Raw genomic sequence first — 23,488 nt, forward strand, 5'->3', positions numbered from 1 at the left:
ACCGGGCCCAGAACGTTATGGGTTTCGACGAGCTCAACCGACGGTTCCAGACTCAACCCACGGTGCGCGCTCAACCGACGGGCGGCGGCCCGCGCCTCACTCGGCGAGCAGGCGCTCCGTCTCGGCGAGCAGGATCGCCGTGCACAGGCCCTCGAGCGCGGCGACGAGTTCCGACAGCGGAGGCATCGTGGGTGCGATGCGGATGTTCGCGTCCCTCAGGTCCTTCTTATACGGATACGTCGAACCGGCCGGCGTCACCGCGATACCCGCCTGCGCGGCGAGCGCGATTGCTCGCTCGGCGCATCCGTCGCGCACGTCCAGACTCACAAAGTAGCCGCCGGTCGGCGTGGTCCAGATGCCGGCGTCGTACGGTGCGAGCCGTCGTTCGAAGACCTCGTAGACCGCCTCGAACTTCGGCGCGACGAGTTCGCGGTGCCGGCGCATGTGCGCTTCGAGGCCTGCGGCGTCTTTCAAGAAGCGCACGTGGCGCAGCTGGTTGATCTTGTCCGGCCCGATCGACTGGGCGGCCGCGTGGCTCAGATACCACGACACGTTCTGCGGCGATGAGCCGAAGAACGCGACCCCGGCGCCGGCGAACGTGACCTTCGAGGTGGACGCGAACACGAACACGCGGTCGGGATTGCCCGCCTCCGCCGCGAGCGACAGGATGTCGATCGGCTCGGGCACGTCGTCGGTGAGGTGGTGAACGGCGTACGCGTTGTCCCAGAAGATGCGGAAGTCCGGCGCCGCCGACAACGACATGAGGGCGCGGGCGACGTCTTCGCTGTAGATCGCGCCCGACGGGTTCGAGTGCACGGGCACACACCACATGCCGCGGATCGTCGGGTCCTCCGCCAGCAACCGCTCGACCTCGGCGACATCGGGTCCGTCATCCGTCATCGCAACAGGGATCATCCGGATGCCCAGGTGCTCGGTGATCGTGAAGTGGCGGTCGTAGCCGGGCACCGGGCACAGGAAGCTGATGGTGTCTTCGCGCGACCACGGTCGCGAACTCTGCGGCAGCCCGTGCAGCATGGCGTGCACGACGACGTCGTGCATCACGGTCAGGCTGGAGTTGCCCAGAGCCAGAAGCTGCGGAACCGGCACCTTCAGCACATCGGAGAAGAGGGACCGGAGTTCGGGAAGCCCCTTCGGGTTGGCGTAGTTGCGCAGGTCTGCGCCCGACTCGTCACGGAAATCGTCGGCACCCGGAAGCGAGAGCAGCTCGTTGGAGAGGTCGAGCTGCTCCGGCGACGGCTTGCCACGCGTGATGTCGAGTGAGAGCCCGCGCTTCACAAGCGCGTCGTACTCGGCGGCGAGCTGCGAGTGCAGTTCGCGCAGTTCAGTGGAGGACAGTTCGGCGAGCGCGGTCACCCTTGAATCGTAGCTTTCGCGGTATGCCACGGCGGTGCCGCCCTCAGCCCGCCCATCCCCCCAGTCTGCCCGTTCCCCCGCGGCGTTCGCCCGCGCGCCCAATTGCGCCAGTCTGTAGTGACCGCGCCAGGTCTTCTGGCGCAATCGCTGCAGAGTGGCGCGGACGCCCGAACCGTCGTCGGTGCGGTCCCCGCGCCTGACCAGGCGGCGGATCAAGCGGCCGCGGCGGCCCCATAGTCGGCGGAGACCACGATCGGCAGGTGGTCGGAGTCGCCGCGCGGCAACGTCTCCACGGTGCGCACCTCGAGTCCGGCCGACGTCACGAAATCGAAGTGACCCTTGAAGAACTTGTAGCGGGTGTACGTCTTTCGGTCGCTGAGCGCCATGTCGTAGCCGGATGCCTTGACCCGCTCCCCCAGCGACTGCGTGAAGAACGGGTAGTTGTAGTCGCCGACCATGAGCGTCGGGGCGCCGTGTCCGAGACGGAGCAACTCGGCGTGCGCCGCGCGGATCTGCGTGCGGCGCAATGAGTTCAGCGCGGTCAGCGGAGCCGCGTGGAACGACGCGACGACCACCTCGTTGCGAGTGACGGCATCCTCGAGCAGGGTGCCGACGAGGCGCTCGTGCGCCGGGGCGAGCACTCGGTCGTGCAGTGACTTCTTCAACTCGTAGGTGTCCGTCCCGCGAAGCCGGAAGCGGTCCTGGCGGTAGTAGACCGCCAGGCCCAGCCGATTGCGCTTCGTGGAGTCCGCGAGCATCAGCGTGCCGACCTCGTTCGGCAGCACCGTGGTGTCGGCCTCCTGCAGACACATCACATCGACCGCGGTGGATTCCGCAAGATCGATCAGCTCGCCCGTCGCGCGATTCTTACGGAGGTTGTAGCTGAGTACTCGTATCAGGGCGATCACTTCTTTTGTCACTGCTGCCGGTGACGCGATGATACCCGGGCAGCGTGAGCACCGTGTGAACGGATGCCATCATCCGGCTCCCACGTGCCGCCCCGACCGCCCTATTCGGGGCGCGCGGGCTTCGGCAGATTCTTCTCGTCGGCGCGGCTGAGCGGCGCCGCTCCGGGCAGACCCTTCGGCGGTCGCGCCGAGTACCACAGGCCGGTCTGCTCGTACCATTGCACCTTGCGGTAGTGGTCATCCATGGCGCTGCGCACGGCCGCGCGGATCACCAGGAACGCGACCCAGACGCCGAGAGCGATGAACAGGGCGTAAAGCAGCAACACCCACGAGATCGCGAATCCCTGAAACCAAGCCACAGTGCCTCCTGCCCGGGGCATCCAGCCCGCGTCATCCGGTCACCCTATCGGCGCGCCAGGCTCGGGCGCGGGGCTCACGCGTCGTCGACCCAGTCGAACGTCTTCGTGACGGCCTTCTTCCAGGTGCGGTAGAGCCGCTCGACGTCGGCACGATCGGATGTCGGTTCCCACCTGGCGCCCTCCTGCCAGTTCGCGCGCAGCTCGTCGCGGTCCTTCCAGAAGCCGACAGCGAGACCGGCGGCATACGCGGCGCCCAGAGCCGTGGTCTCCGCGACCGTCGGGCGCACGACCGGGATGCCCAGAACATCCGCCTGGAACTGCATCAGCAGGTCGTTCGAGGTCATTCCGCCGTCCACCTTGAGCTCGGCAAGCCGCGTGCCGGTGTCCTGCTCCACCGCCTCGAGCACGTCGCGGGTCTGGTAGGCGGTCGACTCAAGGGCCGCCCTGGCCAGGTGGGCCTTGTTCACGAAGCGGGTGAGTCCGACGATCGCGCCGCGGGCATCCGACCGCCAGTATGGGGCGAAGAGTCCGGAGAACGCCGGCACGATGTAGGCGCCGCCGTTGTCGTCGACGGATGCCGCCAGCTTCTCCACCTGCTTCGCGTCGCTGATGAGCCCCAAGTTGTCGCGCAGCCACTGAACGAGCGAGCCGGTGACGGCGATGGATCCCTCCAGCGCGTACCGCGGAGCCTCGTCGCCGAGCCGGTAGGCGAGTGTCGTGATCAGCCCGTTGCGGCTGTGCACGATCTCTTCGCCCGTGTTCACGATGACGAAGTTGCCCGTGCCATACGTGTTCTTGGACTCGCCGGCCCCGAACGCGGCCTGGCCGAACGTCGCAGCCTGCTGATCGCCGAGAATGCCCGCGATCGGCGCCTCGCGCAGCAGGCTGTGCGACTCTGCCTCGCCATACACCTCGCTGGACGACCGGATCTGCGGAAGCATCGACCGCGGAACACCGAACGCGTCGAGGATGTCGTCACGCCAGTCGAGCGTCTTCAGGTCCATGAAGAGGGTGCGGGAGGCGTTCGTGACATCCGTCGCGTGCACGCCGCCATGCTTGCCGCCGGTGAGGTTCCACAGCACCCAGGTATCGGTGGTGCCGAACAGCAGGTCACCCCGCTCCGCCCTCTCCCGTGCGCCGTCTATGTTCTCCAGGATCCAGGCGATCTTCGTGCCGGCGAAGTAGGTGGCCAGAGGTAGGCCGACGGCATCCGAGAACCGATCCGTGCCGCCATCGGCGGCCAGGCGGTCGACGATCGGCTGGGTGCGGGTGTCTTGCCAGACGATGGCGTTGTACACCGGCTTGCCCGTGTGCTTGTCCCACACGACCGCGGTCTCGCGCTGGTTCGTGATGCCCACAGCGGCCAGCTCGTGCCGCGTGATATTCGCCTTGCCGAGCGCCACGCCGACGACCTCGCGGGTGTTGCGCCAGATCTCCATCGGGTCGTGCTCGACCCAGCCTGCGTGCGGAAAGATCTGCCGGTGCTCGAGCTGCCCGACCGCGACCACACTCCCCGCATGATCGAACACGATGGCCCGAGTGCTCGTCGTTCCCTGGTCGATGGCGAGGATGTGCGTCGGCATGCTCGCAGACTAACGGCCTTCCCGCCGGTTTCGCCCCCTCCCGTGGGTTGAGCCAGTCGAAACCCGGCACAAACATTGCTTCTTTACGAGGAACCCTCAGCGGCGTAGCGTGGAGCGCACGTTTTTCCGGCTGGACTACGGATGCCTGGCTCGGGTGAAGACGCCGGCGCCGTGCGGATGGCGCGCACAGCCCCGCCGGCGCCGTGCTCTGTCCGCGGCGTGCGCTACGGTCGGGTGATCCGCCACGCCGATCCTGACGAAAGACCCGCATGTCTGTCGACGCCCACTCGCGGTCACGCCTCGTACGTCGAGTACTTGCGGCGCTGTGCATCGCAGCTTCGGGCATCCTGCTCGCTGGATGCGGAGCGGATGCGTCGCCATTCTCCGGCGCGGACGCCGGCTCCACCACAACGACTGCCCTCCCCACCAGCCCGGGCGCCGGAACTGCCCTCGCCGTGTTGGCGACCATCCCCGTGAAAGGCAGGGCGCCGCGCACTGGGTACGACCGCGTCGGCGACTTCGGTGCGGCGTGGAAAGACATGGATCACAACCGCTGCGACACCCGCGACGACGTGCTCGCGCGCGACCTCACGGATGTCACCAAACGCGGCGCCTGCACCGTCGAGACGGGCGTGCTGAGCGATCCGTACACCGGCAAGACGATCCACTTCGTGCGGGGTGTGCAGACATCCGTTCTGGTGCAGATCGACCACGTCGTGCCACTGTCGAACGCGTGGCAGACCGGTGCCCAGCAGCTCAGCCAGCAGCAGCGCGAGACGCTCGCGAACGATCCGCTCAACCTGCTCGCTGTCGACGGTCCGACCAACGAGAGCAAGGGCGACGGGGATGCCGCCACCTGGCTGCCGCCGAACCGCGGATTCTGGTGCGACTACGCCGCCCGCCAGGTCTCGGTGAAGGCGGCGTACCACCTCTGGGTGGCACCGGCGGAGCACGACGCGCTCGCGCGCATCCTCGGCGGATGCCCCGCGCAGGCCGCGATGACATCGACGCTGGCGCCCGCGGTCGGGCTGGGCTGACCTGGGCCGACCTGTGCCGACCTCAGCCCTCACGCAGCTCGGTCACGACCCGCTCGACGTGGCGCGCCCGCGTCTCGGCTCGCTTCGCCAGCGCGAGCTTCGTGAGAGCGGCGCGGCGCACGCTGGGAGTGAGAGCATCCCAGGCGGCGCGCACCTGGCGCTCATCCAGGGCGGCGGCGAGGTCGTCGGGCACGATGAGAGCTTCTGGGCCGTCGAGGATCGTCCAGGTTCCGTCGGACTTGGCGATCTCGACCTGGCGGCGGCCGGCATCCGTCATGCGTCCCTCGGCCTCGAGCCGGGCTACCCGCAGCTTGTTGCTGCCCGACCACGGCGATCCGGGCCGCCTGGGCGAGTACCACATGGCCGAGCGCTCCTCGTCGAGCGTCTTCGCCTGGCTGTCGATCCAACCGAAGGCGAGCGCCTCGACGACGGCGTCTTGATAGCTCATCGCGGGCCGGCCGGTGACCGATCGCCAGAAGACCAGCCAGACGCCGCTCGAATCGTCGTGGTGTCGCAGCAGCCACTCGCGCCACTCGGCGGCCGTCTCGGGGTGCACCAACTCGGCATCGTCGCGGGACATCCCACCACCCTATGTGCCGGGTGAGTTGGAGCCAATCATCCTGGTTCGCTCCCGCACGCTGCCCTGACGGGCGCCCGCCTGGGTGGCCGGACGTCAGCCGCCAGACCTCGTGCAGCACCGCGAGCGCGTCGTACGAGTACTTCCATGGCCGCGGCTTGCGTTGTTGCTGCTGCGTGGCACCTTTCCGCGCGTTCGCGGCTCGGATCGCCCTGCTGGCATGATCCCGAGTCCAGCCCGTCGCACGCGTTAGATCATCCAGCAACCGACCCTTCTCGACCTTGCCTGCTCTCAGATACTCGCGGGCCAGCTTCTTCGTGATCTCCCGGCGCGACGCCTCGATGGCTCCCGCTCACAGTGTCAGGGAAGCTCATCGGCTACGCGGACATCCACATCTGAGGCACGCGCAGCACTTCCCGGACCTTCCAGATAAGTCAAGTCGCTGTCTTGCGCCCGGCATGGCTTGTCAATAATCTTCACAAGTGCGCGTTCCAGTGGCAATGACTTTCATAGCCACTGTTGCGGGTGCCCGCGCGTCACGTGCGGGTCGGGTGTCGCCGAGCCCGCGTTACTGAGATACGCCAGGCCCTTCTGGGTGCGGTGCAACCGAGGTCTGCTCTCGAACGGCCACCGATTCAGGTGCCACGGCGAACCTGATTCAGCCCTTACCGATTCAAGACATCGAAAGGCAACAAAAGCGCATGACTACTGACAACAGAGTGTTCGACCGGCGCATGTTTCTACGCGGCGCCGCGGCAGCGGCCGTCGCCGTGCCGATAGCCGTGACGCTGTCGTCTTGTTCCAGTAGCGGAAGCGGCGCGCCCAGCGAGGCGAAGTCGGCCACAGACCCGTTCGGCATCAAGAAGGGCTCGGTCGTCGAGGCTGTGATCTTCAACGGGGGCTATGGCTACGACTACGTCACGTTCGCCTCGAACGAGGTCGACAAAAAGTGGGCGACCAAGAGCACCATCACTCCTGAAACGAACATTGCCCAGGCGCTCCAGCCGCGTTTCGTCGGCGGGAACCCGCCCGATCTGGTGCAGAACGACGGGGCGAACCAAATCGCGTTCAACACGATCTTGACGAGTCTTGAGACCCTCGACGACGTGTTCGAGGCGGAGAACTACGAAGGCGAGAAGATCGCCGACACGCTTTACCCGCATGTGAAGACGCCAGGCACCTTCGGCGGCAAGTTCGTCGCGATCAACTACGTCATGGCCATGTTCGGGATCTGGTACTCGGCAAGCCTGTTCGAAGAGAACGGTTGGACCCCGCCGAAGACCTGGGATGAAGCGCTAGACCTGGGTGCGAAAGCCAAGGCGAAGAACAAGTACCTCTTCGTGTGGGGCAAGGAAGCAGCCACCTACTACTTGACACTCGCACTCGACTCCGCCATCAAGGAAGGCGGATTGGACGTGTTGAACGCGGTCAACACGCTCCAGCCCAAGGCCTGGTCGCAGAAGCCGATCCAGGACGTGTTCACGAAGCTTGAGCAGATTGTGCAAGCTGGGTACTTCGTGCCCGGAGGTGCCGGAACGCAGTTCACGGCCGCGCAGGCGAAGTGGAGCGACGACCAGCAGGCGATCTTGTACGCGTCGGGCAACTGGATCGAGAACGAGATGAAAAAGGCGACGAAGCCGGGATTCAAGATGACCGGAGCCCCGACCCCCACCGTGACCGAGCACTCGAAGCTACCCCACTCGGCATTGCACGCCACGGCTGCCGCGCCCTTCATCGTGCCATCAAAGGGGAAGAACGTCGCTGCGGGTAAGGAAATCCTGCGAGCACTTCTTTCGAAGAAGGCCGCTACCAATTTCGCAAAGACGAAGTTGTCGCCGACGATCGTCAAGGGCACGGTGCCCGCCGACGGATTCGGGTCGACCGCCTTGCAGTCCGTCACGAAGATGATGGACGCCGCGGGCGAGAACACGTTCGACTGGGAATTCGGCTCACTCTATGGGCTGAACACCGATCAGCTCGTGGTCTGGAACGCCTTCCTCTCAGGGCAAGCAGACGTGGCACAGTTGACATCGCAGATGCAGAAGATATCGGACGACGCAGCCGCATCCAAGCAATGACGTAGGGATTCCACATCACGCTCGTCTCGGTCGGCTGTGCCTCGTGTTCTGCGTGTGCACCCCGCCACACCCCCGCAACTGCAGCACACGATCGCGCCCGGCCCTAGTGTTCTGCGCCTGAAATTCTCTGGTTAAGTTGTAGAATGGGGTATGCCGAGAACGGGACGCCCGAAGACCGCTCTGATTCTGAGTGACGAGGAGCGGGAACAGTTGCTGCGTTGGTCCCGGCGGGCGAAGTCCTCGCAGGCGTTGGCGTTACGATCTCGGATCGTGCTGGGCTGCGGCGAGGGCCTGGACAACAAGTCTGTGGCCGCGCGGGTGGGCTGTTCGACGAACACGGTCAGCAAGTGGCGTGCCCGGTTCCTGGAGGCGCGTCTTGATGGGCTGGTCGATGAGCCGCGCCCGGGACGCCCGGCGACGATCACCGCCGAGCAAGTCGAAGACGTGGTGGTGGCGACGCTGGAATCGACACCGGCGAATGCGACGCACTGGTCGCGGGCGAAGATGGCCGAGCGCTCCGGCCTGTCGAAGTCCACGATCGGACGGATCTGGAAGGCGTTCGAACTGAAACCGCACCGGGAGGACGGGTTCAAGCTCTCCAACGACCCGCAGTTCGTGGACAAGGTCTACGACGTGGTCGGCCTCTACCTGGACCCGCCCGAAGCGGCCGTCGTCTACTGTGTCGACGAGAAATCGCAGGTGCAGGCGCTGGCACGATCACAGCCGGCGTTCCCGATGATGCCGGGCATGCCGGAGAAACGCACCCACGACTACGTCCGGCACGGCACCACCAGCCTGTTCGCCGCGTTCAACACCGCCGACGGGACCGTGATCTCCAGCATCCACCGTCGACACCGGGCGATCGAGTTCCGCAAATTCCTGGCCAAGATCGACGCCGAAGTCCCCGAACACCTCGAGGTGCATCTGGTCTGCGACAACTACAGCACCCACAAGAGCCCGAGCATCGTCACCTGGCTCAAAGCGCATCCCCGGTTCCACATGCATTTCACCCCGACGTACTCGTCCTGGATCAACCAGGTCGAACGCTTCTTCGCGTACGTCACCGCCGACCTCCTGCAACGCTCAGATCACCGCAGCATCCGAGCGCTCGAGAACGACATCCGCGCCTGGGTCAAGGCATGGAACCAGAACCCGAAGCCCTTCATCTGGACCAAGCCCGCCGACCAGATCCTCGACTCCCTCAAACGACTACTCCAACGAACTACCGGCGCAGGACACTAGCTCACCGGGAGAATGCCCGCCCGACGTTTCGACACGCTCAACCGGCGGGAGGGGGCTATCGAGCTGGTTTCGACAGGCTCAACCAGCGGGAAGGGGGCAATCGTCTTGGTTTCGACAAGCTCAACCGACGGTAAGGGCGACGATCGCGGCGTCCACGGTCTCGTCGCGGAACCGGAAGCCGTCGTTCAGGAGCGCGGTCGGGAGCATCCGCTGGCTGCTGAGCATCAGCTCCTGGGCGGCATCCTGCAGCGCCAGGCGGAGCGCGAACGCGGGAGCGGGCATCCCATACGGACGATGCATCCGTCGCGCCAGCGTGCGCATGAACTCCGCCTCGGTGGCTGGGGTCGGACCGGCGAGGTTCACCGGGCCGCTGAGCCCGCCACCGCCCAGGCCGGAACCGATGATGTGATCGATCGCTGCCACCTCGTCGTGCAGGCTGATCCACGGCCACCACTGCCGTCCACTGCCGATCGGACCGGCAAGGCCGGCGCGCGCGAGCAGGCGCAGCGGCGGCATGGCGCCCGACGGGCCGACGACGAGCCCGGTGCGCACGAAGGCGACACGCGTGACATCGGATGCCCGCGACGCCTCCGCCTCCCACGCATCCACCACGGCGGAGAGGAAGCCGTCGCCGCGCGGCGAGCTCTCGGTCAGGTCCTCGTCGCCGCGGTCTCCGTAGAACCCCACGGCCGACGCGCTCACGAAAACGGACGGCGCCCGCTCCGCCCCATGGATCGCGTCGACGATCGTGCGCGTGACATCCAGCCGCGACTCGAGGATGACCTTCTTATATGCAGGTGTCCACGGCAACCGGCTCGTCGGCGCTCCCGACAGGCTCACGACCGCGTCGGCGCCACTCAGCACAGAAGCGTCCAGGATGCCCGCGGCCGGATCCCACCGCACCTCGCCGTCGCCGCGCGGCGGCCTGCGCACCAGCCGCACGACGTCGTCACCGGATGCCTGCAACCACGTCGCCAGCGCGCCCCCGATCATCCCGGAGGCGCCGGCGATCACGATGCGGCGACTCCCCTCGCTGTCACGCCTGGCCCGGCCGGCTCGGCTGTCCCGGCTGTCCGGGCTGTCAATGGTCACAGCGCACGCACAGCAGCAGGTTTGCCGGTGGCGATCGATTCGTATGCGGCCAGCACCACTTCCACCGCCCGCATCCCGTCCCAGCCGCTCGGCACGGGCGGCCGGCCTTCGGCGACGGCGCTGAGGAACTCGTCGAGCATCGAGGCATCGAGGTCGGCGCCGTGGGGGAGCCAGATCGGCGCGCGGTCCGACTCGCCGAACCCGTCGACGCGTTCGGCGAACGGCGCAAGTTCCGCCGTACCGCGTTCCGCGACGATCCGCATCGTCAAACCGCCCCAGGTCGGGTAGTGCTCCGGCACCGACCAGCTGCAGTCGATCACGGCCGTGACACCGTTGGAGTACCTGATGGATACGAGGCCCGCGGTCTCGACATCGCGCTCGGGGTGCAGCAGCCGGTTCTCAACGGCGAAAACCTCCTCGGCGCGCGCCTCGGGGAAAAGCCCGAAGATCAGGTCGGCGATGTGCACCGTGTGGTCGGCGATCGCGCCGCCGCCTGCGAGAACGGGGTCGGTGAACCATGCCCTCTCCACGGGCAGCCGGCCGTTGTTCGCGCCGCTGATCGTCAAGACCTCACCTAACGCAGCACGGCCCAGAAGACGCCGCAGTTCGGCGAACTGCGGCGTGAAGCGCACGGGAAAGGCCGTCATCAGAAGCACACCTGCTCGCTCGCACGCGTCGACGATGCGCCGTGCATCCTCTCCCGTGGTGGCAAGGGGCTTCTCGCAGAGGATGTGTGCGCCCGCCGCCGCGGCTCGTTCCACGTCGCCGACATGCCTCGCATTCTCCGAACACACGATGACGGCATCCGGCCGCCAGGCCAGCAACTCGTCGATCGTGTCGAGGTAACCGACGCCGATCGCTTCGGCGAGTTCCCGGCCACCCGACTCCCCTTCGGGCCGAGAGACATGACCGGGATCCGTCACCCGGCACTCGACGTCGCTGCGGTCACGGAGGATGGCCGCATACGAGGCCGCGTGCGTGTGGGCGAACGAGATGATTCCGACTCTCACCGCACATCCTCCATCGCGATCTCGGCGTTCTCATCGATCGAAAGGTTCACGGCAGTGGCTATGCGCACCGCTTCCAGCCCGTCCGCCGCCGTCACTCGTGCTTCGTCTCCGTCGCGAATGGCGCGGGCGAAGTCCGCGAGCTCGGCCGTGTAAGGGCTCGCTGCAGCGTCGAAGGGCGGCAGATAGCCGGCGCCTTCGGCAAGAAGCGGACCGTTCACACGCAGAACGGGATGCTGGAGCGAGTCGTGCTCGAGCATCCCGCCCGAACCGGCGACGGAGAAGCCGGTGTGGAAGGCGAGTGCGGTGCCACCCCACACGCCGTTGACGTGAGAGAGCGCGCCCGAGCGATGTCGCAGTATCGCCTGCACCGTCAGCGTGCCGTGCGATTCATCGCCACGCTGCGTCGCATGCACCGTCTCCACCTCGCCCGCCGACCATCGCGCCTGGTCGAAGTCATGGATCATCTGGTCCATGGCGATGCCACCCGACCTGGACCGATCCCGATACCACGCACTCGTCGGTGCCGCCCCGATACGAAAGAACCGCTGCACCGCGGGAGTGCCGATCCGGCCGTTCGCCACGGACTCGCGCGTGGCGGCGTAGGCGGGGAAGTAGCGCACGACGTGGGCGGGGAACAGGCGCACCCCGGCGCGCTCGCATGCCGCGATCATCGCCGCGCAATCCGGGATGGTGAGCGCCAACGGCTTCTCACACACCACATGCTTACCCGCCGACGCGGCTTGCTCGACAAGCTCGCGATGCGTGGACGTCGGCGTGGCGATATCGACGATCTCAACGGCTTCCAGCAGTTCGCTCATGGAGGTCACCGCGCGTCCGCCGTAAAGGTCGGTCAGGGCGCCCGCCTTGCCGTCCGTGGAGAAGACGACAACAGAGAAGCCGAGTCTGAGCCATCCCTGCAGATGAACCTGCGAGATGCCGCCCGCCCCGACCAGCCCCACCGTGGATGCTGCCACCGTCGCCTCTTCTCTACCCGCGCCCCGATCAGCGGAATGCGCCCTGCTCCAGGATGCCGTGTAATGACCTCCAGTGTCCGCCGACGTCGAGCTTGTCCTGAATGGCTCGCTGCAAGCTCGTGTCGCGGGGCAGGCCCGAGCGATCCACATCACCGCGCCCACGGGCGCCCGTAAACTGGATGTCCTCCCCGCTCCGCCAGCCGTGAAAGGCACATCCATGCCCGATCAGAACGCGCTCGATGCCGTCATCGCCCTCGCCCGCCACCGCGGGTTCGTCTTCCAGTCGGGTGAGATCTACGGCGGATCGCGTTCGGCGTGGGACTACGGCCCCCTCGGCGTCGAGCTGAAGGAGAACATCAAGCGGCAGTGGTGGCAGACCATGGTCACCGGTCGCGACGATGTGGTCGGCCTGGACTCCAGCGTGATCCTGCCCAGGCAGGTGTGGGTGGCATCCGGTCACGTCGGCGTCTTCAACGACCCGCTCGTGGAGTGCCTGCACTGCCACAAGCGCTTTCGCGAAGACCACCTGATCGAGGCGTTCGAGGCGAAGAAGGGCCGCGCACCCGAGAACGGAATGGGCGACATCGTCTGCCCGAACTGCGGCACCCGTGGCCAGTGGACCCCGCCGCGCGACTTCAACATGATGCTCGAGACGTACCTGGGCCCCGTGAAGGATGAATCGGGTCTGCAGTACCTGCGCCCCGAGACCGCGCAGGGCATCTTCGTGAACTTCGCGAACGTGGTGCAGTCATCGCGCATGAAGCCGCCGTTCGGCATCGGCCAGATCGGCAAGAGCTTCCGCAACGAGATCACCCCGGGCAACTTCATCTTCCGCACGCGCGAGTTCGAGCAGATGGAGCTCGAGTTCTTCGTGGAGGCGGGCGACGACGAGAAGTGGTTCGACTACTGGATCGACAACGCCTGGGACTGGTACACCGACCTCGGAGTCGACCCGATGAACCTGCGGCGGTTCGAGCATCCGAAAGACAAGCTGTCGCACTACTCGAAGCGCACGATCGACATCGAGTACCGGTTCGGCTTCACCGGCGGCGACTGGGGCGAGCTGATGGGTGTGGCCAACCGCACCGACTTCGATCTCTCCACGCACGCGGAGCACTCCGGCAAAGACCTGTCGTTCTTCGATCAGGGCCGCAATGAGCGGTTCGTGCCCTACGTGATCGAGCCGGCGTTCGGCCTGACCCGGTCGCTGATGGCGTTCCTGGTGGATGCCTACCACCAGGAGGAGGCGCCGAATGCGAAGGGCGGCACCGACATCCGTACCGTGCTCAAGCTCGACCCGCGCCTGGCGCCCGTGAAGGCGGCCGTGCTGCCTCTGTCGCGCAACGAGAGGCTTTCGCCACTGGCGCGGGGGCTCGCCTCCGACCTGCGCCGGCACCGCAACGTCGAGTTCGACGACTCCGGCGCCATCGGCCGCCGCTACCGACGGCAAGACGAGATCGGCACGCCGTACTGCGTGACGGTCGACTTCGACTCGCTCGACGACAACGCGGTCACGGTGCGCGACCGCGACAGCATGGGCCAGGAGCGCATCCCGATCGAGGGACTGGATGCCTACCTCACGGAGCACCTGAAGGAGCGCTGACGCCGGCGAGTTCCCGCACCCCGCGTCCCACTTCCCGCACCCCGCGTCCCGCACCCCGCGTCTCGCTTCTCGCTTCTCGCTTCTCGCTTCTCGCTTGTCGCTGGTTGAGCTTGTCGCTGGTTGAGCTTGTCGAAACCACCGCACAAGCGGACCGGCTCCGCTCCCCTAACGCCCCTCCACCCGTCGCTGCGCGGCGCGCGGAGCCTCCGGCGTTGGGGGCCCAAGCTGAACCGGCGGGGCGCATCCAGCAACGCCTTACCGAATCCTGACATTCGCGGGGGGTGCAGCGAACGTGCGCGGTGTTGCCTGGCAGCGTGACGAACACACCAGGTGACATCCCACCGACCGGTCCGCAGCAGCGCTCGCCGTCCGACCCGCAGCAGGGCTCGCCGTCCGGACGGCAGCGCCGGAACTGGCGCATCCCGCTGATCGTCGCGGTCGCCGTGGTCGGCAGCCTGGCCATCGCGGGAGCATCGTCGGCGACGACACTGGCGATCAGCTCGGCATCCGCGTCGCATCCGCTGACGACGCAGGGTGCGGCATCCGTGAACACAGCGGGCTTTCCGACCGGCGGCAGGAACCCCGGTATCTTCACCGACCGCTGCCCGATGACGAAGGAGGCGCCCGACGACCCGATCATGATGCCCGGCATGACCGGGGCATCCATGCAGCACGACTTCTTCGGCTTCACCCAGCCGACCGCTTCGACCGTGACGTCCGACCTCGTCGGCAAGTCGACATCGTGCACCACCACGGCCGACTCCTCCGCCTATTGGCTTCCGGTGCTGTACCAGAACGGCACGGCACTGAAGCCCTCGAGCGCGCTGATTTACTGGCGGGCTCCTGCGGCTTCCGCGAAGCACGTGCAGGCCATGCCGCAGGGCATGACGATGATCGCCGGCGACGAGAAGGCCACGACGCCGCAGAGCGACAAGATCATCGACTGGACGTGCACGCAAGGAAAGAACGAGAAGGCGATGCCTGCTTCTAATGCACCGCACGACTGCACAGCCGGACACTACGTGCGCCTGGTGGTCACGTTCCCGAACTGCTGGGATGGCCACAGCCTGAACGGCAAGGGCCAGCAGAACGTGGTGTACGCGGCCTCGAACGGCGCGTGCCCTTCGTCGCATCCGGTTCAGATTCCGCAGATCGTGTTCCACGTGTACTACCCGACGCACAGCGGCAGCGGCATCACACTCTCGATCGGCCCGAACAACCGGGGACCGGCCACGACCGGCCACGCCGACTTCATGAACGGATGGACGCAGCAGCGCATGAACGCCGACACCGCAGCCTGCATCGACACGCAGACCCGGTGCGGGCCCGTCACCGGGCCGGATGCCACACCGCAGGGCGGCAAGGCGGAGCCGACGAAGGCGCGGCAGCACAAGAACCACATGATGCACATGGGCACGTCGACGCCCACCCCGACTACCGCCGGTTGAGCCCGTCGAAACCCGCCGGTTGAGCCCGACGAAACCGCCCTCACGGCACGGGCGGGTTCCGACAAGCTCAACCGGCGGGAATCACAGCCGCGGGTCGACGTGCACCTTCGGGCCGGGCCCGGCGTCTGCGGGATGCCGGCCGGCCAGCACCGCCTCCACGTGGTCGAGACTCACCGTGGCGGCGACCAGCGGGCGGCCATCGACGGCACCCGAGGCGAATGCGGCGATCGCGGCATCCAGCCCCGGTGACGCGCTGAGGACGCCGGTGGCCGTGACATCCTTCAGCAGCAGCGTTCGCGTGTCGACCGTGCTCGGGCTCGACGCGATTCCGATGTACACCACGTGACCGCCCGGCTGCACGAGGTCGACGGCACGGGATGCGGTGGAGGCATCCGTCGCCGCGTCGATCACGGCGTCGAAAGGAGTGTCGGGCATGGAATCCCAGCCGAGCCATGCCGTGAAGCCCAAGGAGTGGGCGAAGTCGACGGATGCCTGCGACACCCCGACGAGGTGAACGTCTCGTTCCGCCGCGCGCACGAACATCGCGGCGAGCAGCCCGATGGTTCCCGGTCCGGCGACGAGCACGCGTTCGGCCTTACCGCCGGAGGCGAGTGCGAGCGCAGCCTGCGTGGCGCGCAGCGCGTTGCCGGCAGGCTCGACGAGGGCGCCGAGCACGTCGTCGACCGAGTCGGGCAGTGCGTGCAGCGAGGTCGCCGGCACCGCGATCCGCTCGGCCAGCGCACCCGCACGTCCGCGCCGGATGCCCACCTCCTCGCGCTCGGCGCACACGTGCTGCCGGCCGCTGCGGCACAAGCGGCAGTGCCCGCAGCCGAGCATGGTGTCTCCGATAACGCGGCGGCCCAGCCACGAGGCATCCGCTCCTGGCCCGAGCCCGGTGACCACGCCCACCCACTCGTGCCCGATCCGCACCGGATACCTCGCGTTGCCGTCGTGCAGGTACGCCATGTTGCCGGTGTAGAACTCGACGTCGGTGCCGCAGACGCCCGCCCGCCGCACGTCGACGACCACCTCGCCGGGCGCCGCGACCGGCTCCGGCACGTCGGCCACCTCGGCCTTGCCGGGCCCCGTGATCACGAACGCACGCACTGCTGCCTCCCAACTTCAGCGTTGCTTGATTGCGCCACATTGTCGTGACTGCGCCACGATTTCGGGCGCAATCACTGCAAAGTGGCGCAATCGCCGGGATACTTCCCCGTGCCCGCCCGGCGACGACCGCTCACTGCGCCAAGCCGATTCCGAGCCCGACCGCACTGGCCGTGCTGAGCACGGCGCGCGCCACGTTCCACGCGGCCCACCGTGCCTCACCGAACCGACGGCGTACCGACGCGGCGTCCACTGCAGATGCCGCCGCGGCGGACTTGAGCGCGTTGTTCACCGGCAGGTGCACCGCGACCGTGATGATCACGGATGCCGCGGTGCCGGCAAGCGCGCCGGTCGCCCAGACGCCGCCCGCCTCGCCCCACGCGGCGACGGCGGCGAGCGCGCACAGCACCGGCGCCCCGAAGAAGATCACCAGCAGGAACCACGGATTCACGATCGCCCGGTCGAGCGCCGCGAACGCCGTGACGAACGTGCGATCGTCCACGCGGCGGAGACCGGGCATCACGGCGAAGGCGTAGAGCTGGAACACGCCGGCGAGCAGCCCGGTCGAGACCGTCGCTGCGACGAAGGCGGTCGTGGTGAGGATGTCCTGCATGCGTCGACGGTAGTGGAGGCCGGCGACGGCGGGCGAACCGATCGAAAGGGTGCGGCGACGAGCGCGCGAACCACGCGACGAGAATGAGCGGGTGACGGAGACGATGCGCGCGGTCGTGTACGACGAGGTGGGCGGGCGGCCGGGCATCCGCGAGGTGGCGGTTCCCGAATGCCCACTCGACGGTGCGCTCGTGCAGGTCGAAGCGACCGGCGTCTGCCGCTCCGACTGGCACGCCTGGCGCGGGCATGACCCGGTGCCGTTGCCGATGATCCCGGGCCACGAGTTCGCTGGGGTCGTCGCGCGCGTCGGCTCGGATGTCACCGGCTTCGCGCCCGGCCATCGCGTGACCGCGCCCTTCGTCAACGGCTGCGGCCATTGCGAATGGTGCCTGCATGGCGACGCCCAGGTGTGCCCGAACCAGACGCAGCCCGGCTTCACCCGCGCCGGATCGTTCGCCGAGTACGTGGTCGTCACCGCCGCAGACACCAACCTGGTCGCGTTGCCGAACGCCGTCACCACGGATGCCGCCGCTTCCCTCGGCTGCCGCTTCGCGACCGCCTTCCGCGCGCTGACCGCCGTCGCCCGGGTGCGTACCGGCGACGAGGTGGCCGTCGTCGGCTGCGGCGGCGTCGGACTCTCGGCCGTGATGATCGCTGCCGCGCTCGGCGCCACAGTCACGGCGGTCGACGTGTCGGATGCCGCACTCAGCCGGGCGCGCGAGCTCGGCGCGACTCACGGCATCCGCTCTGCCGGCGGCCCACTCGAGCAAGCGGTCATCGAGGCGACGAACGGCGGCGCCCACGTGACCGTCGACGCGCTGGGCTCGGCCGGCACCGCGGCATCCGCTGTGCGAAGCCTGCGCCGCCGTGGCACGCACGTGCAGATCGGCCTGATGCTCGGCGACGATGCCGCCGCGCCTCTGCCGTGGGATCGGGTGATCGCGTGGGAGCTCACCGTCGCCGGATCGCACGGCATGAGTGCCCGCGATTACCCGGAGATGCTCAGGATGATCGCCGACGGGCGCTTCGACCCCGCCCGGCTCATCGGTTCGACCACCGACCTCGAGGGTGCCATCGACGCGCTCGTCGCGATGGATGCTGCGCAGACGGCGAGCGCGGGCATCACGATCGCGCGGGTGTGACGGCGCTGACCCCCTATTGCGGTCGTCACGCGACCCCTCCTTTGGGGAGCGGAGCGCGGAACGTGGCCGCCGTATGGTCGTGACGATCCGGCGCAAAGGGCTCCGCGAAACCACCGATAGGAAGGACTTCGAATGTCCCAGCAAAAACGATTCACATTCGACGGAGGCGCCGCGACGTACGTGGGCACGATCATCCTCGGCTTCTTCCTCACGGTGATCACGCTAGGCATCTGCTATCCGTTCGCTCTTGTGCTCAAGGAGCGGTGGCGGGCGAAGCACACCTACATCGACGGGCAACAGCTCGTCTTCACCGGCTCCGCGGTCGGGCTCTTCGGCCATTGGATCAAGTGGCTGCTGCTATCGATTGTGACGTTCGGAATCTACCTGTTCTGGGTTGGTCCGCGTCTGCAGCGCTGGGTCACCGTCAACACCGAGTTCGCTGCGCCAGTCGCCCCGCTCCAGTCCCTCCTGCCCGGATCCACCGTGACTGTGCCGCACGGCGTCGGTGCATAGCGAAGCCCACCCCAGGGTCTGGCACGTTCTCGTGGTCCCTTCGGTTCGATACAAGGAATGACCCCCGGATTCCCGGGGTCATTCCTTGTATCGTGCGCGAGAGGGGAGTTGTCCCTATCGCCCCTCCACAGGCCGCTGCGCGGCGCGCGGAGCCGCCGGCGATGGGGGCCCACCCCCAAGTGCGGCTTCGCGTCCGCCCTCGCGTGCGAAACGAGAAAGACCCCGGTTTCCCGGGGTCTTTCTCGTTTCGTGCGCGAGGGGGGAGTTGAACCCCCACGCCCTCTCGGGCACACGGACCTGAACCGTGCGCGTCTGCCTATTCCGCCACTCGCGCCGATCGTCGGCACTTCCGTACCAACCCAGCGAGATTAGCATGCGCTGTCTGGTCGCGCCATTTCGCGTCCCGCGTGACAGATCGCAGACACTCGGCATGACATCCTGCCGAAAGCATGCCGGTCTGGCATGTTCTCGGCAGGAGAGCGCGATCAGTCATGTTGACGCCGGATGCAACGCGCTCAGCGCCAACCGCCGCACCCGATCCCACCGCGACCAACACCGATCCCCACCGCGACACGAGACCAACCCCCGCCGCACCGCAGCCGTGCCCGGGGCCCTTCACACGGTCTGCGGCTAACATGCACATAGTCGTCGGGCAGATCGGGAGACCTGTGGGCATTCTGGACAGTTTCGAGAAGGGCCTCGAACGCGCCGTCAATGGTGCGTTCGCGAAGACCTTCCGATCCGGGCTGCAGCCTGTCGAACTCACCAGTGCTCTTCGCCACGAACTCGACACGAAGGCGGCCGTGGTCACGCGCGACCGCATCCTGGCCCCGAACGACTTCGTCCTGAGCCTCGCACCAGGCGACTACAAGCGCATGAGAGCCATGGGCCCAGCGCTCACCGATGAGCTCACCGATTTCGTGCAGCAGCACGCGCGCAAGCAGCACTACCAGTTCGCCGGTGGCATCTCGGTCACCATGCAGCCAGACGACTCGCTGTCCACGGGCATCCTGCGCGTCGAGTCGCAGAACGTGAAGGGCGACGTCGCCTGGGTGCCGGTGCTCGACATCGCGGGCAAACGCTACCCACTGACGAAGGGCCGCACCGTCGTCGGCCGCGGACGCGAGGCCGACATCACGGTGGATGACAGCGGCACCTCCCGCAAGCACATCGAGATCGCGTGGGACGGCTCGCACGCCCAGGTGCGCGACCTGGGCTCCACGAATGGATCGCAGCTCAACGGCGAGCCGGTCAAGAAGGCCGTGCTCGAGCCCGACTCCGTCATCACCATCGGACGCACACGCATCGTCTTCCGAGTGCTGCCGCAGGCGTCCGCTCGCCGCCCCTCAGCGCGCGAGCCCGACGACGTCACCCGCCGAAACGACATCGACGGGTTCTGGCAGCGATGACCGTCAGCACGCTCACCCTTTTGGTGCTGCGCATCGGATTCCTCCTGCTGCTGTGGCTCTTCGTGTTCGCCATCGTCTACGCCCTGCGCAGCGACCTGTTCGGTCAGCGAGTGCGCAAATTGCAGGCGGATGCCCAGCCCAGCCCGTTCGCGAACGTCGCCTCCGCGCGCCCCGCCCCGGCATCCATCCCGACGCCGGCAGCAGGCATCGTCGGTGCCGGTTCGATCGCCACTCCGGATCATCCTTTGGCCGGCCTCGCCCGCCCGAACACGGGGTCGGTCGAGCAGCAACGGCCCCCGTCCAACCGGCGGGACGAACCGACCGGCGCATTCACCGGTCGCACAAGTTTCCCCAACCGCCCGATGGCCACCGTGCTCACCGCCAACAAGCTCGTCATCACGTCCGGGCCGCGACGCGGCACCGAGGTGGCGCTCGGCACCGAGCCGATCACCATCGGCCGCTCCGGCGAGTCGGGGTTGGTCATCCGCGACGACTACACATCCACCCATCACGCACGTCTGATGCTGTGGAACAACGAGTGGATGATTCAAGACCTCGACTCCACGAACGGCACGTTCCTCGATGGACAGCGCGTGACCGTTCCCACCCAGGTTCCCCTCGACGCTCCCGTCAAGATCGGCACGACGACGTTCGAGCTGCGGCGGTAGCGGGTGGTGTCCTCGATCAGGGCCGCTGCGGCGTCGCACGTGGGCAAGGTGCGCTCGAACAACCAGGACTCCGGCTATGTCGGAGCCTCTCTCTTCCTGGTGGCGGACGGCATGGGCGGTCATGCCGGCGGCGATGTGGCGTCGGCGATCGCGACCAATCGCATCAAGGAGATCGACCACGACTACCCGACAGCGGAGGACGCCCAGGTAGCGCTGCAGTCCGCACTGCTGGCGGCCAACGGGCTGCTCGCCGAGACCGTGTTCGAGCATCCGGAGCTCACCGGAATGGGCACAACGGTCAGCGCGCTCATCCGCGTCGACGGCAAGGTCGCCCTCGCCCACATCGGCGATTCACGCATCTACCTCATGCGTGACGGCGAGCTGAAGCAGGTCACCGTCGACCACACGTTCGTGCAGCGACTCGTCGACACCGGGCGCATCACCGAAGAGGAGGCACTCACCCACCCCCGGCGCTCCGTGCTCATGCGCGTGCTCGGCGACGTCGATTCCTCTCCAGAGATCGATACCTGGACGGTCGAGACGCTGCCGGGCGACCGATGGCTGATCTGCTCGGACGGGCTGAGCGGCGTTGTCAAGCAGGAGGTCATCCAGGCCGTGCTCGCGCACGTCGACTCCCCGAAGGCGGCCGCCGATCGCCTGGTTCGGGCGAGCCTGGATGCCGGCGCCCCCGACAACGTCACCGTCGTCATCGTCGACATCGACCGCGCGGTCGACGGTGTGCGGGAACCGGTCACAGTGGGCTCGGCATCCGCCCCCGTGCACTTCGAGCAGGAGCCCTCCGCGCACACCCGCGCGCTTCGCCTGCCCGCACTGCGCTTGCATCCGCCCCGGCAGGCGACGGGCCCCACGCACTTCGAAGCGCAGACCGATGACTACCTCGACGAGCTCATCGAGGAGGATCAGCGCAGGGTGCGGCGGCGCAGGCTCACCTGGATGCTCAGCGGCATCCTCCTGCTGGTCGCCATCGTTCTCGCCGGAATCCTCGGCTACGAGTGGACCCAGTCCCGCTACTTCGTGGGCGAGTCGCAGGGCAAGGTCGCCATCTTCCAGGGTGTGCAGCAGAACCTCGGACCCATCGCGCTCTCACACGTGCACACCAAGACCGACATCCTGGTCGACGGCCTGAGCGCCTACGAGAAGCAACAGGTCGAAGACACCATCAACGCGTCGTCCTTGGCCGACGCCACGCGCATCGTGAGGCAGCTTTCCAGTGACAGCTCCGGCTAGCGCGACGGCTCGCACCGCCCGCTCCGGCGCTACCACCGCGCGGGTGCGGCGCATCCGCCTGCCCAAGAAGCTGCGCAACGTCGAACTCGGCCTGCTGATCTTCGCGTGCGCGATCAACGCCGTGGCGATCGCTCTCGTCGAGCTGGGCGCGCTCGGGCACCTCGACTTCACGCTCATCTACCTGGGCGCCGGGCTCTCGGCGCTCGTGGTGGGGATGCACGTCGTCATGCGGTACCTGGCGCAAGATGCCGACCCCTTCATTCTTCCGATCGCGACCCTTCTCAACGGGGTCGGCATCGCCGAGATCTACCGCATCGACATCGCAAGGGGTGCTTCCGGCTGGGAGTCTGCTGCCGTGCGCCAGATCGTGTGGACCGCCATCGCCGTCATCTGCGCCATGGGTGTCATCGTCGTCATCCGCAACCATCGCGTGCTGCAGCGCTACATCTACGTCTTCGGCGTCAGTTCGCTCGTGCTGCTCATCCTGCCCATGCTGCCGCTGATCGGACGCGATGTGAACGGCGCCCGGGTATGGATCGGCATCGGGCCGTTCAGCTTTCAGCCGGGCGAGATCGCCAAGATCACGTTGGCGATCTTTTTCGCCGGCTATCTCGTGCAGGCGCGCGACTCTCTGTCGATGGTGGGCAAGAAGGTGTTCGGCATCCGGTTTCCCCGGCTGCGCGACCTCGGTCCGATCCTCGTGCTCTGGGCCATCTCGATGGCCGTGATCGTGTTCCAGCACGACCTCGGCACCGGCCTGCTCTACTTCGGCTTGTTCCTCGTGATGCTGTACGTCGCGACCGCGCGAATCGGCTGGGTCGTCATGGGTCTCGTACTCTTCGTCGGCGGCGCGTTCGTCGCCAGCCGCATCCTCGACTACGTTCAGGGTCGGTTCCAGAACTGGCTGAACCCGTTCAACGATCATGTCTACAACGCCACCGGGGGCAGCTACCAGCTGGTGCAGGGCATCTTCGGGCTCGCCCACGGCGGACTGCTCGGCACGGGACTCGGCCAGGGACAGCCCAACATCACGCCGCTGGCCGAGAGCGACTACATCATCGCCAGCCTGGGCGAGGAGCTCGGCCTCATCGGGCTGTTCGCCATCCTCTGTCTCTACCTGCTGTTCGTCTCGCGCGGGTTCCGCATCGGTTTCGGCAGCCAGGATGACTTCGGCAAGCTTCTCAGCGTCGGCCTCGCCTTCACGTTGGCCCTTCAGGTCTTCATCGTGATCGGCGGCATCACCAGGGTCATCCCCGAAACAGGACTCACCACGCCGTTCCTCGCTGCGGGAGGTTCTTCACTGGTCGCCAACTGGATCATCGCCGCCCTGCTGCTGCGCCTCTCCGACACCGTCCGCAATCAACCCAGGCTGGTGGTGTGAGGTCATGGCGCACACATCGAGACGGAGCGAGGACGCGCTCAGCGCGTTCGATCGGAAGGACGAGGAGGAAGGGCCCACGGGTCGTGAGTTCGACGACGAGGACGCCGCGATCGGGCGCGCTGGGAA

The 23,488-nt window shown here is 67.2% G+C and carries 21 protein-coding genes and 1 tRNA gene; 11 read left to right on the plus strand and 11 right to left on the minus strand.

Going from position 1 to position 23,488, the window contains the following annotated elements; translation table 11 throughout:
• Positions 1-96: 96 nt before the first annotated feature.
• The 4 genes from ACYVDK_RS01100 to glpK form a co-directional block, all read right to left on the minus strand.
• On the minus strand, positions 97-1,374 hold the full coding sequence (locus ACYVDK_RS01100) for an aminotransferase class I/II-fold pyridoxal phosphate-dependent enzyme (RefSeq protein ID WP_460516694.1): 1,278 nt from the start codon (positions 1,372-1,374) through the stop codon (positions 97-99).
• A 212-nt stretch (positions 1,375-1,586) separates the two neighbouring features.
• On the minus strand, positions 1,587-2,270 hold the full coding sequence (locus ACYVDK_RS01105; RefSeq protein WP_460517358.1) for an endonuclease/exonuclease/phosphatase family protein: 684 nt from the start codon (positions 2,268-2,270) through the stop codon (positions 1,587-1,589).
• A gap of 113 nt (positions 2,271-2,383) precedes the next feature.
• Complete coding sequence (locus ACYVDK_RS01110) at positions 2,384-2,641, minus strand: hypothetical protein (RefSeq protein WP_460516697.1); 258 nt, start codon at positions 2,639-2,641, stop codon at positions 2,384-2,386.
• Between the two features lie 74 nt (positions 2,642-2,715).
• Entirely contained in the window at positions 2,716-4,224 is a 1,509-nt protein-coding gene (gene glpK / locus ACYVDK_RS01115; protein ID WP_460516700.1) for an FGGY family carbohydrate kinase, read from the minus strand.
• A gap of 269 nt (positions 4,225-4,493) precedes the next feature.
• Between glpK and ACYVDK_RS01120 the strand changes: the two genes are divergently transcribed.
• Positions 4,494-5,261: an HNH endonuclease family protein gene (locus ACYVDK_RS01120; RefSeq protein WP_460516703.1), complete on the plus strand. Its 768-nt coding sequence runs from the start codon at positions 4,494-4,496 to the stop codon at positions 5,259-5,261.
• Positions 5,262-5,283: 22 nt separating this feature from the next.
• On the opposite strand, the gene ACYVDK_RS01125 is transcribed toward ACYVDK_RS01120, so the two are convergent.
• Positions 5,284-5,841: a YdeI/OmpD-associated family protein gene (locus tag ACYVDK_RS01125; RefSeq protein WP_460516706.1), complete on the minus strand. Its 558-nt coding sequence runs from the start codon at positions 5,839-5,841 to the stop codon at positions 5,284-5,286.
• A gap of 698 nt (positions 5,842-6,539) precedes the next feature.
• Here ACYVDK_RS01125 and ngcE point away from each other — a divergent pair.
• Positions 6,540-7,916, plus strand: coding sequence for a type 2 periplasmic-binding domain-containing protein (gene ngcE, locus ACYVDK_RS01130; protein ID WP_460516710.1), 1,377 nt, complete (start codon positions 6,540-6,542; stop codon positions 7,914-7,916).
• A gap of 150 nt (positions 7,917-8,066) precedes the next feature.
• Positions 8,067-9,158: an IS630 family transposase gene (locus ACYVDK_RS01135; RefSeq protein WP_460516713.1), complete on the plus strand. Its 1,092-nt coding sequence runs from the start codon at positions 8,067-8,069 to the stop codon at positions 9,156-9,158.
• A gap of 120 nt (positions 9,159-9,278) precedes the next feature.
• Here ACYVDK_RS01135 and ACYVDK_RS01140 read toward each other — a convergent pair whose 3' ends face one another.
• The 3 genes from ACYVDK_RS01140 to ACYVDK_RS01150 all read right to left on the minus strand — a co-directional run bounded on the left by ACYVDK_RS01140 (position 9,279) and on the right by ACYVDK_RS01150 (position 12,234).
• The gene (locus ACYVDK_RS01140; RefSeq protein WP_460516716.1) at positions 9,279-10,172 is read right to left on the minus strand and encodes a TIGR01777 family oxidoreductase; all 894 of its coding nucleotides are present in this window, start codon (positions 10,170-10,172) and stop codon (positions 9,279-9,281) included.
• A gap of 74 nt (positions 10,173-10,246) precedes the next feature.
• Positions 10,247-11,260 carry a Gfo/Idh/MocA family protein gene (locus ACYVDK_RS01145; RefSeq protein ID WP_460516719.1) on the minus strand — a complete coding sequence of 338 codons (1,014 nt, stop codon included), beginning with the start codon at positions 11,258-11,260 and terminating at the stop codon, positions 10,247-10,249.
• A complete protein-coding gene (locus ACYVDK_RS01150; RefSeq protein WP_460516722.1) occupies positions 11,257-12,234 on the minus strand; it encodes a Gfo/Idh/MocA family protein in 978 nt (325 codons plus the stop codon). The genes ACYVDK_RS01145 and ACYVDK_RS01150 overlap by 4 nt, the downstream gene beginning before the upstream one ends.
• A 217-nt stretch (positions 12,235-12,451) precedes the next feature.
• On the opposite strand from ACYVDK_RS01150, the gene ACYVDK_RS01155 reads away from it, so the two are divergent.
• Entirely contained in the window at positions 12,452-13,837 is a 1,386-nt protein-coding gene (locus ACYVDK_RS01155) for a glycine--tRNA ligase (protein ID WP_460516724.1), read from the plus strand.
• Between the two features lie 314 nt (positions 13,838-14,151).
• On the plus strand, positions 14,152-15,285 hold the full coding sequence (locus ACYVDK_RS01160) for a DUF1996 domain-containing protein (protein WP_460516727.1): 1,134 nt from the start codon (positions 14,152-14,154) through the stop codon (positions 15,283-15,285).
• Between the two features lie 81 nt (positions 15,286-15,366).
• On the opposite strand, the gene ACYVDK_RS01165 is transcribed toward ACYVDK_RS01160, so the two are convergent.
• Together ACYVDK_RS01165 and ACYVDK_RS01170 are read right to left on the minus strand one after the other, a co-directional pair.
• Positions 15,367-16,392, minus strand: coding sequence for a zinc-dependent alcohol dehydrogenase (locus ACYVDK_RS01165; protein ID WP_460516730.1), 1,026 nt, complete (start codon positions 16,390-16,392; stop codon positions 15,367-15,369).
• A 130-nt stretch (positions 16,393-16,522) separates the two neighbouring features.
• Positions 16,523-17,002 carry an anthrone oxygenase family protein gene (locus ACYVDK_RS01170; protein ID WP_460516733.1) on the minus strand — a complete coding sequence of 160 codons (480 nt, stop codon included), beginning with the start codon at positions 17,000-17,002 and terminating at the stop codon, positions 16,523-16,525.
• Positions 17,003-17,105: 103 nt separating this feature from the next.
• Here ACYVDK_RS01170 and ACYVDK_RS01175 point away from each other — a divergent pair, with 103 nt between their 5' ends.
• Together ACYVDK_RS01175 and ACYVDK_RS01180 are read left to right on the plus strand one after the other, a co-directional pair.
• On the plus strand, positions 17,106-18,143 hold the full coding sequence (locus tag ACYVDK_RS01175; protein ID WP_460517361.1) for an alcohol dehydrogenase catalytic domain-containing protein: 1,038 nt from the start codon (positions 17,106-17,108) through the stop codon (positions 18,141-18,143).
• Positions 18,144-18,275: 132 nt separating this feature from the next.
• The gene (locus ACYVDK_RS01180; protein ID WP_460516736.1) at positions 18,276-18,656 is read left to right on the plus strand and encodes a YjgN family protein; all 381 of its coding nucleotides are present in this window, start codon (positions 18,276-18,278) and stop codon (positions 18,654-18,656) included.
• Positions 18,657-18,906: 250 nt separating this feature from the next.
• Here the strand turns inward: ACYVDK_RS01180 and ACYVDK_RS01185 are convergent.
• Positions 18,907-18,990 (minus strand) — tRNA-Leu (locus tag ACYVDK_RS01185).
• Positions 18,991-19,324: 334 nt separating this feature from the next.
• Here ACYVDK_RS01185 and ACYVDK_RS01190 point away from each other — a divergent pair.
• The 4 genes from ACYVDK_RS01190 to ACYVDK_RS01205 are packed head-to-tail and all read left to right on the plus strand — an operon-like array spanning position 19,325 to position 23,362.
• A complete protein-coding gene (locus tag ACYVDK_RS01190) occupies positions 19,325-20,065 on the plus strand; it encodes an FhaA domain-containing protein (protein WP_460516739.1) in 741 nt (246 codons plus the stop codon).
• Entirely contained in the window at positions 20,062-20,733 is a 672-nt protein-coding gene (locus ACYVDK_RS01195) for an FHA domain-containing protein (RefSeq protein ID WP_460516742.1), read from the plus strand. The genes ACYVDK_RS01190 and ACYVDK_RS01195 overlap by 4 nt, the downstream gene beginning before the upstream one ends.
• 3 nt (positions 20,734-20,736) lie before the next feature.
• On the plus strand, positions 20,737-21,981 hold the full coding sequence (locus ACYVDK_RS01200; protein ID WP_460516744.1) for a PP2C family protein-serine/threonine phosphatase: 1,245 nt from the start codon (positions 20,737-20,739) through the stop codon (positions 21,979-21,981).
• Positions 21,965-23,362: an FtsW/RodA/SpoVE family cell cycle protein gene (locus ACYVDK_RS01205; protein WP_460516747.1), complete on the plus strand. Its 1,398-nt coding sequence runs from the start codon at positions 21,965-21,967 to the stop codon at positions 23,360-23,362. The genes ACYVDK_RS01200 and ACYVDK_RS01205 overlap by 17 nt, the downstream gene beginning before the upstream one ends.
• Positions 23,363-23,488 lie beyond the last annotated feature (126 nt).

It is taken from the genome of Humibacter antri (genome assembly GCF_054777235.1).

Coding starts and splice junctions, on each gene's coding strand:
- glpK (WP_460516700.1), bottom strand. CDS start 4,224: ATGCCGACGCACATCCTCGCCATCGACCAGGGAACGACGAGCACTCGG.
- ACYVDK_RS01195 (WP_460516742.1), top strand. CDS start 20,062: ATGACCGTCAGCACGCTCACCCTTTTGGTGCTGCGCATCGGATTCCTC.
- ngcE (WP_460516710.1), top strand. CDS start 6,540: ATGACTACTGACAACAGAGTGTTCGACCGGCGCATGTTTCTACGCGGC.
- ACYVDK_RS01125 (WP_460516706.1), bottom strand. CDS start 5,841: ATGTCCCGCGACGATGCCGAGTTGGTGCACCCCGAGACGGCCGCCGAG.
- ACYVDK_RS01135 (WP_460516713.1), top strand. CDS start 8,067: ATGCCGAGAACGGGACGCCCGAAGACCGCTCTGATTCTGAGTGACGAG.
- ACYVDK_RS01170 (WP_460516733.1), bottom strand. CDS start 17,002: ATGCAGGACATCCTCACCACGACCGCCTTCGTCGCAGCGACGGTCTCG.
- ACYVDK_RS01120 (WP_460516703.1), top strand. CDS start 4,494: ATGTCTGTCGACGCCCACTCGCGGTCACGCCTCGTACGTCGAGTACTT.
- ACYVDK_RS01175 (WP_460517361.1), top strand. CDS start 17,106: ATGCGCGCGGTCGTGTACGACGAGGTGGGCGGGCGGCCGGGCATCCGC.
- ACYVDK_RS01180 (WP_460516736.1), top strand. CDS start 18,276: ATGTCCCAGCAAAAACGATTCACATTCGACGGAGGCGCCGCGACGTAC.
- ACYVDK_RS01155 (WP_460516724.1), top strand. CDS start 12,452: ATGCCCGATCAGAACGCGCTCGATGCCGTCATCGCCCTCGCCCGCCAC.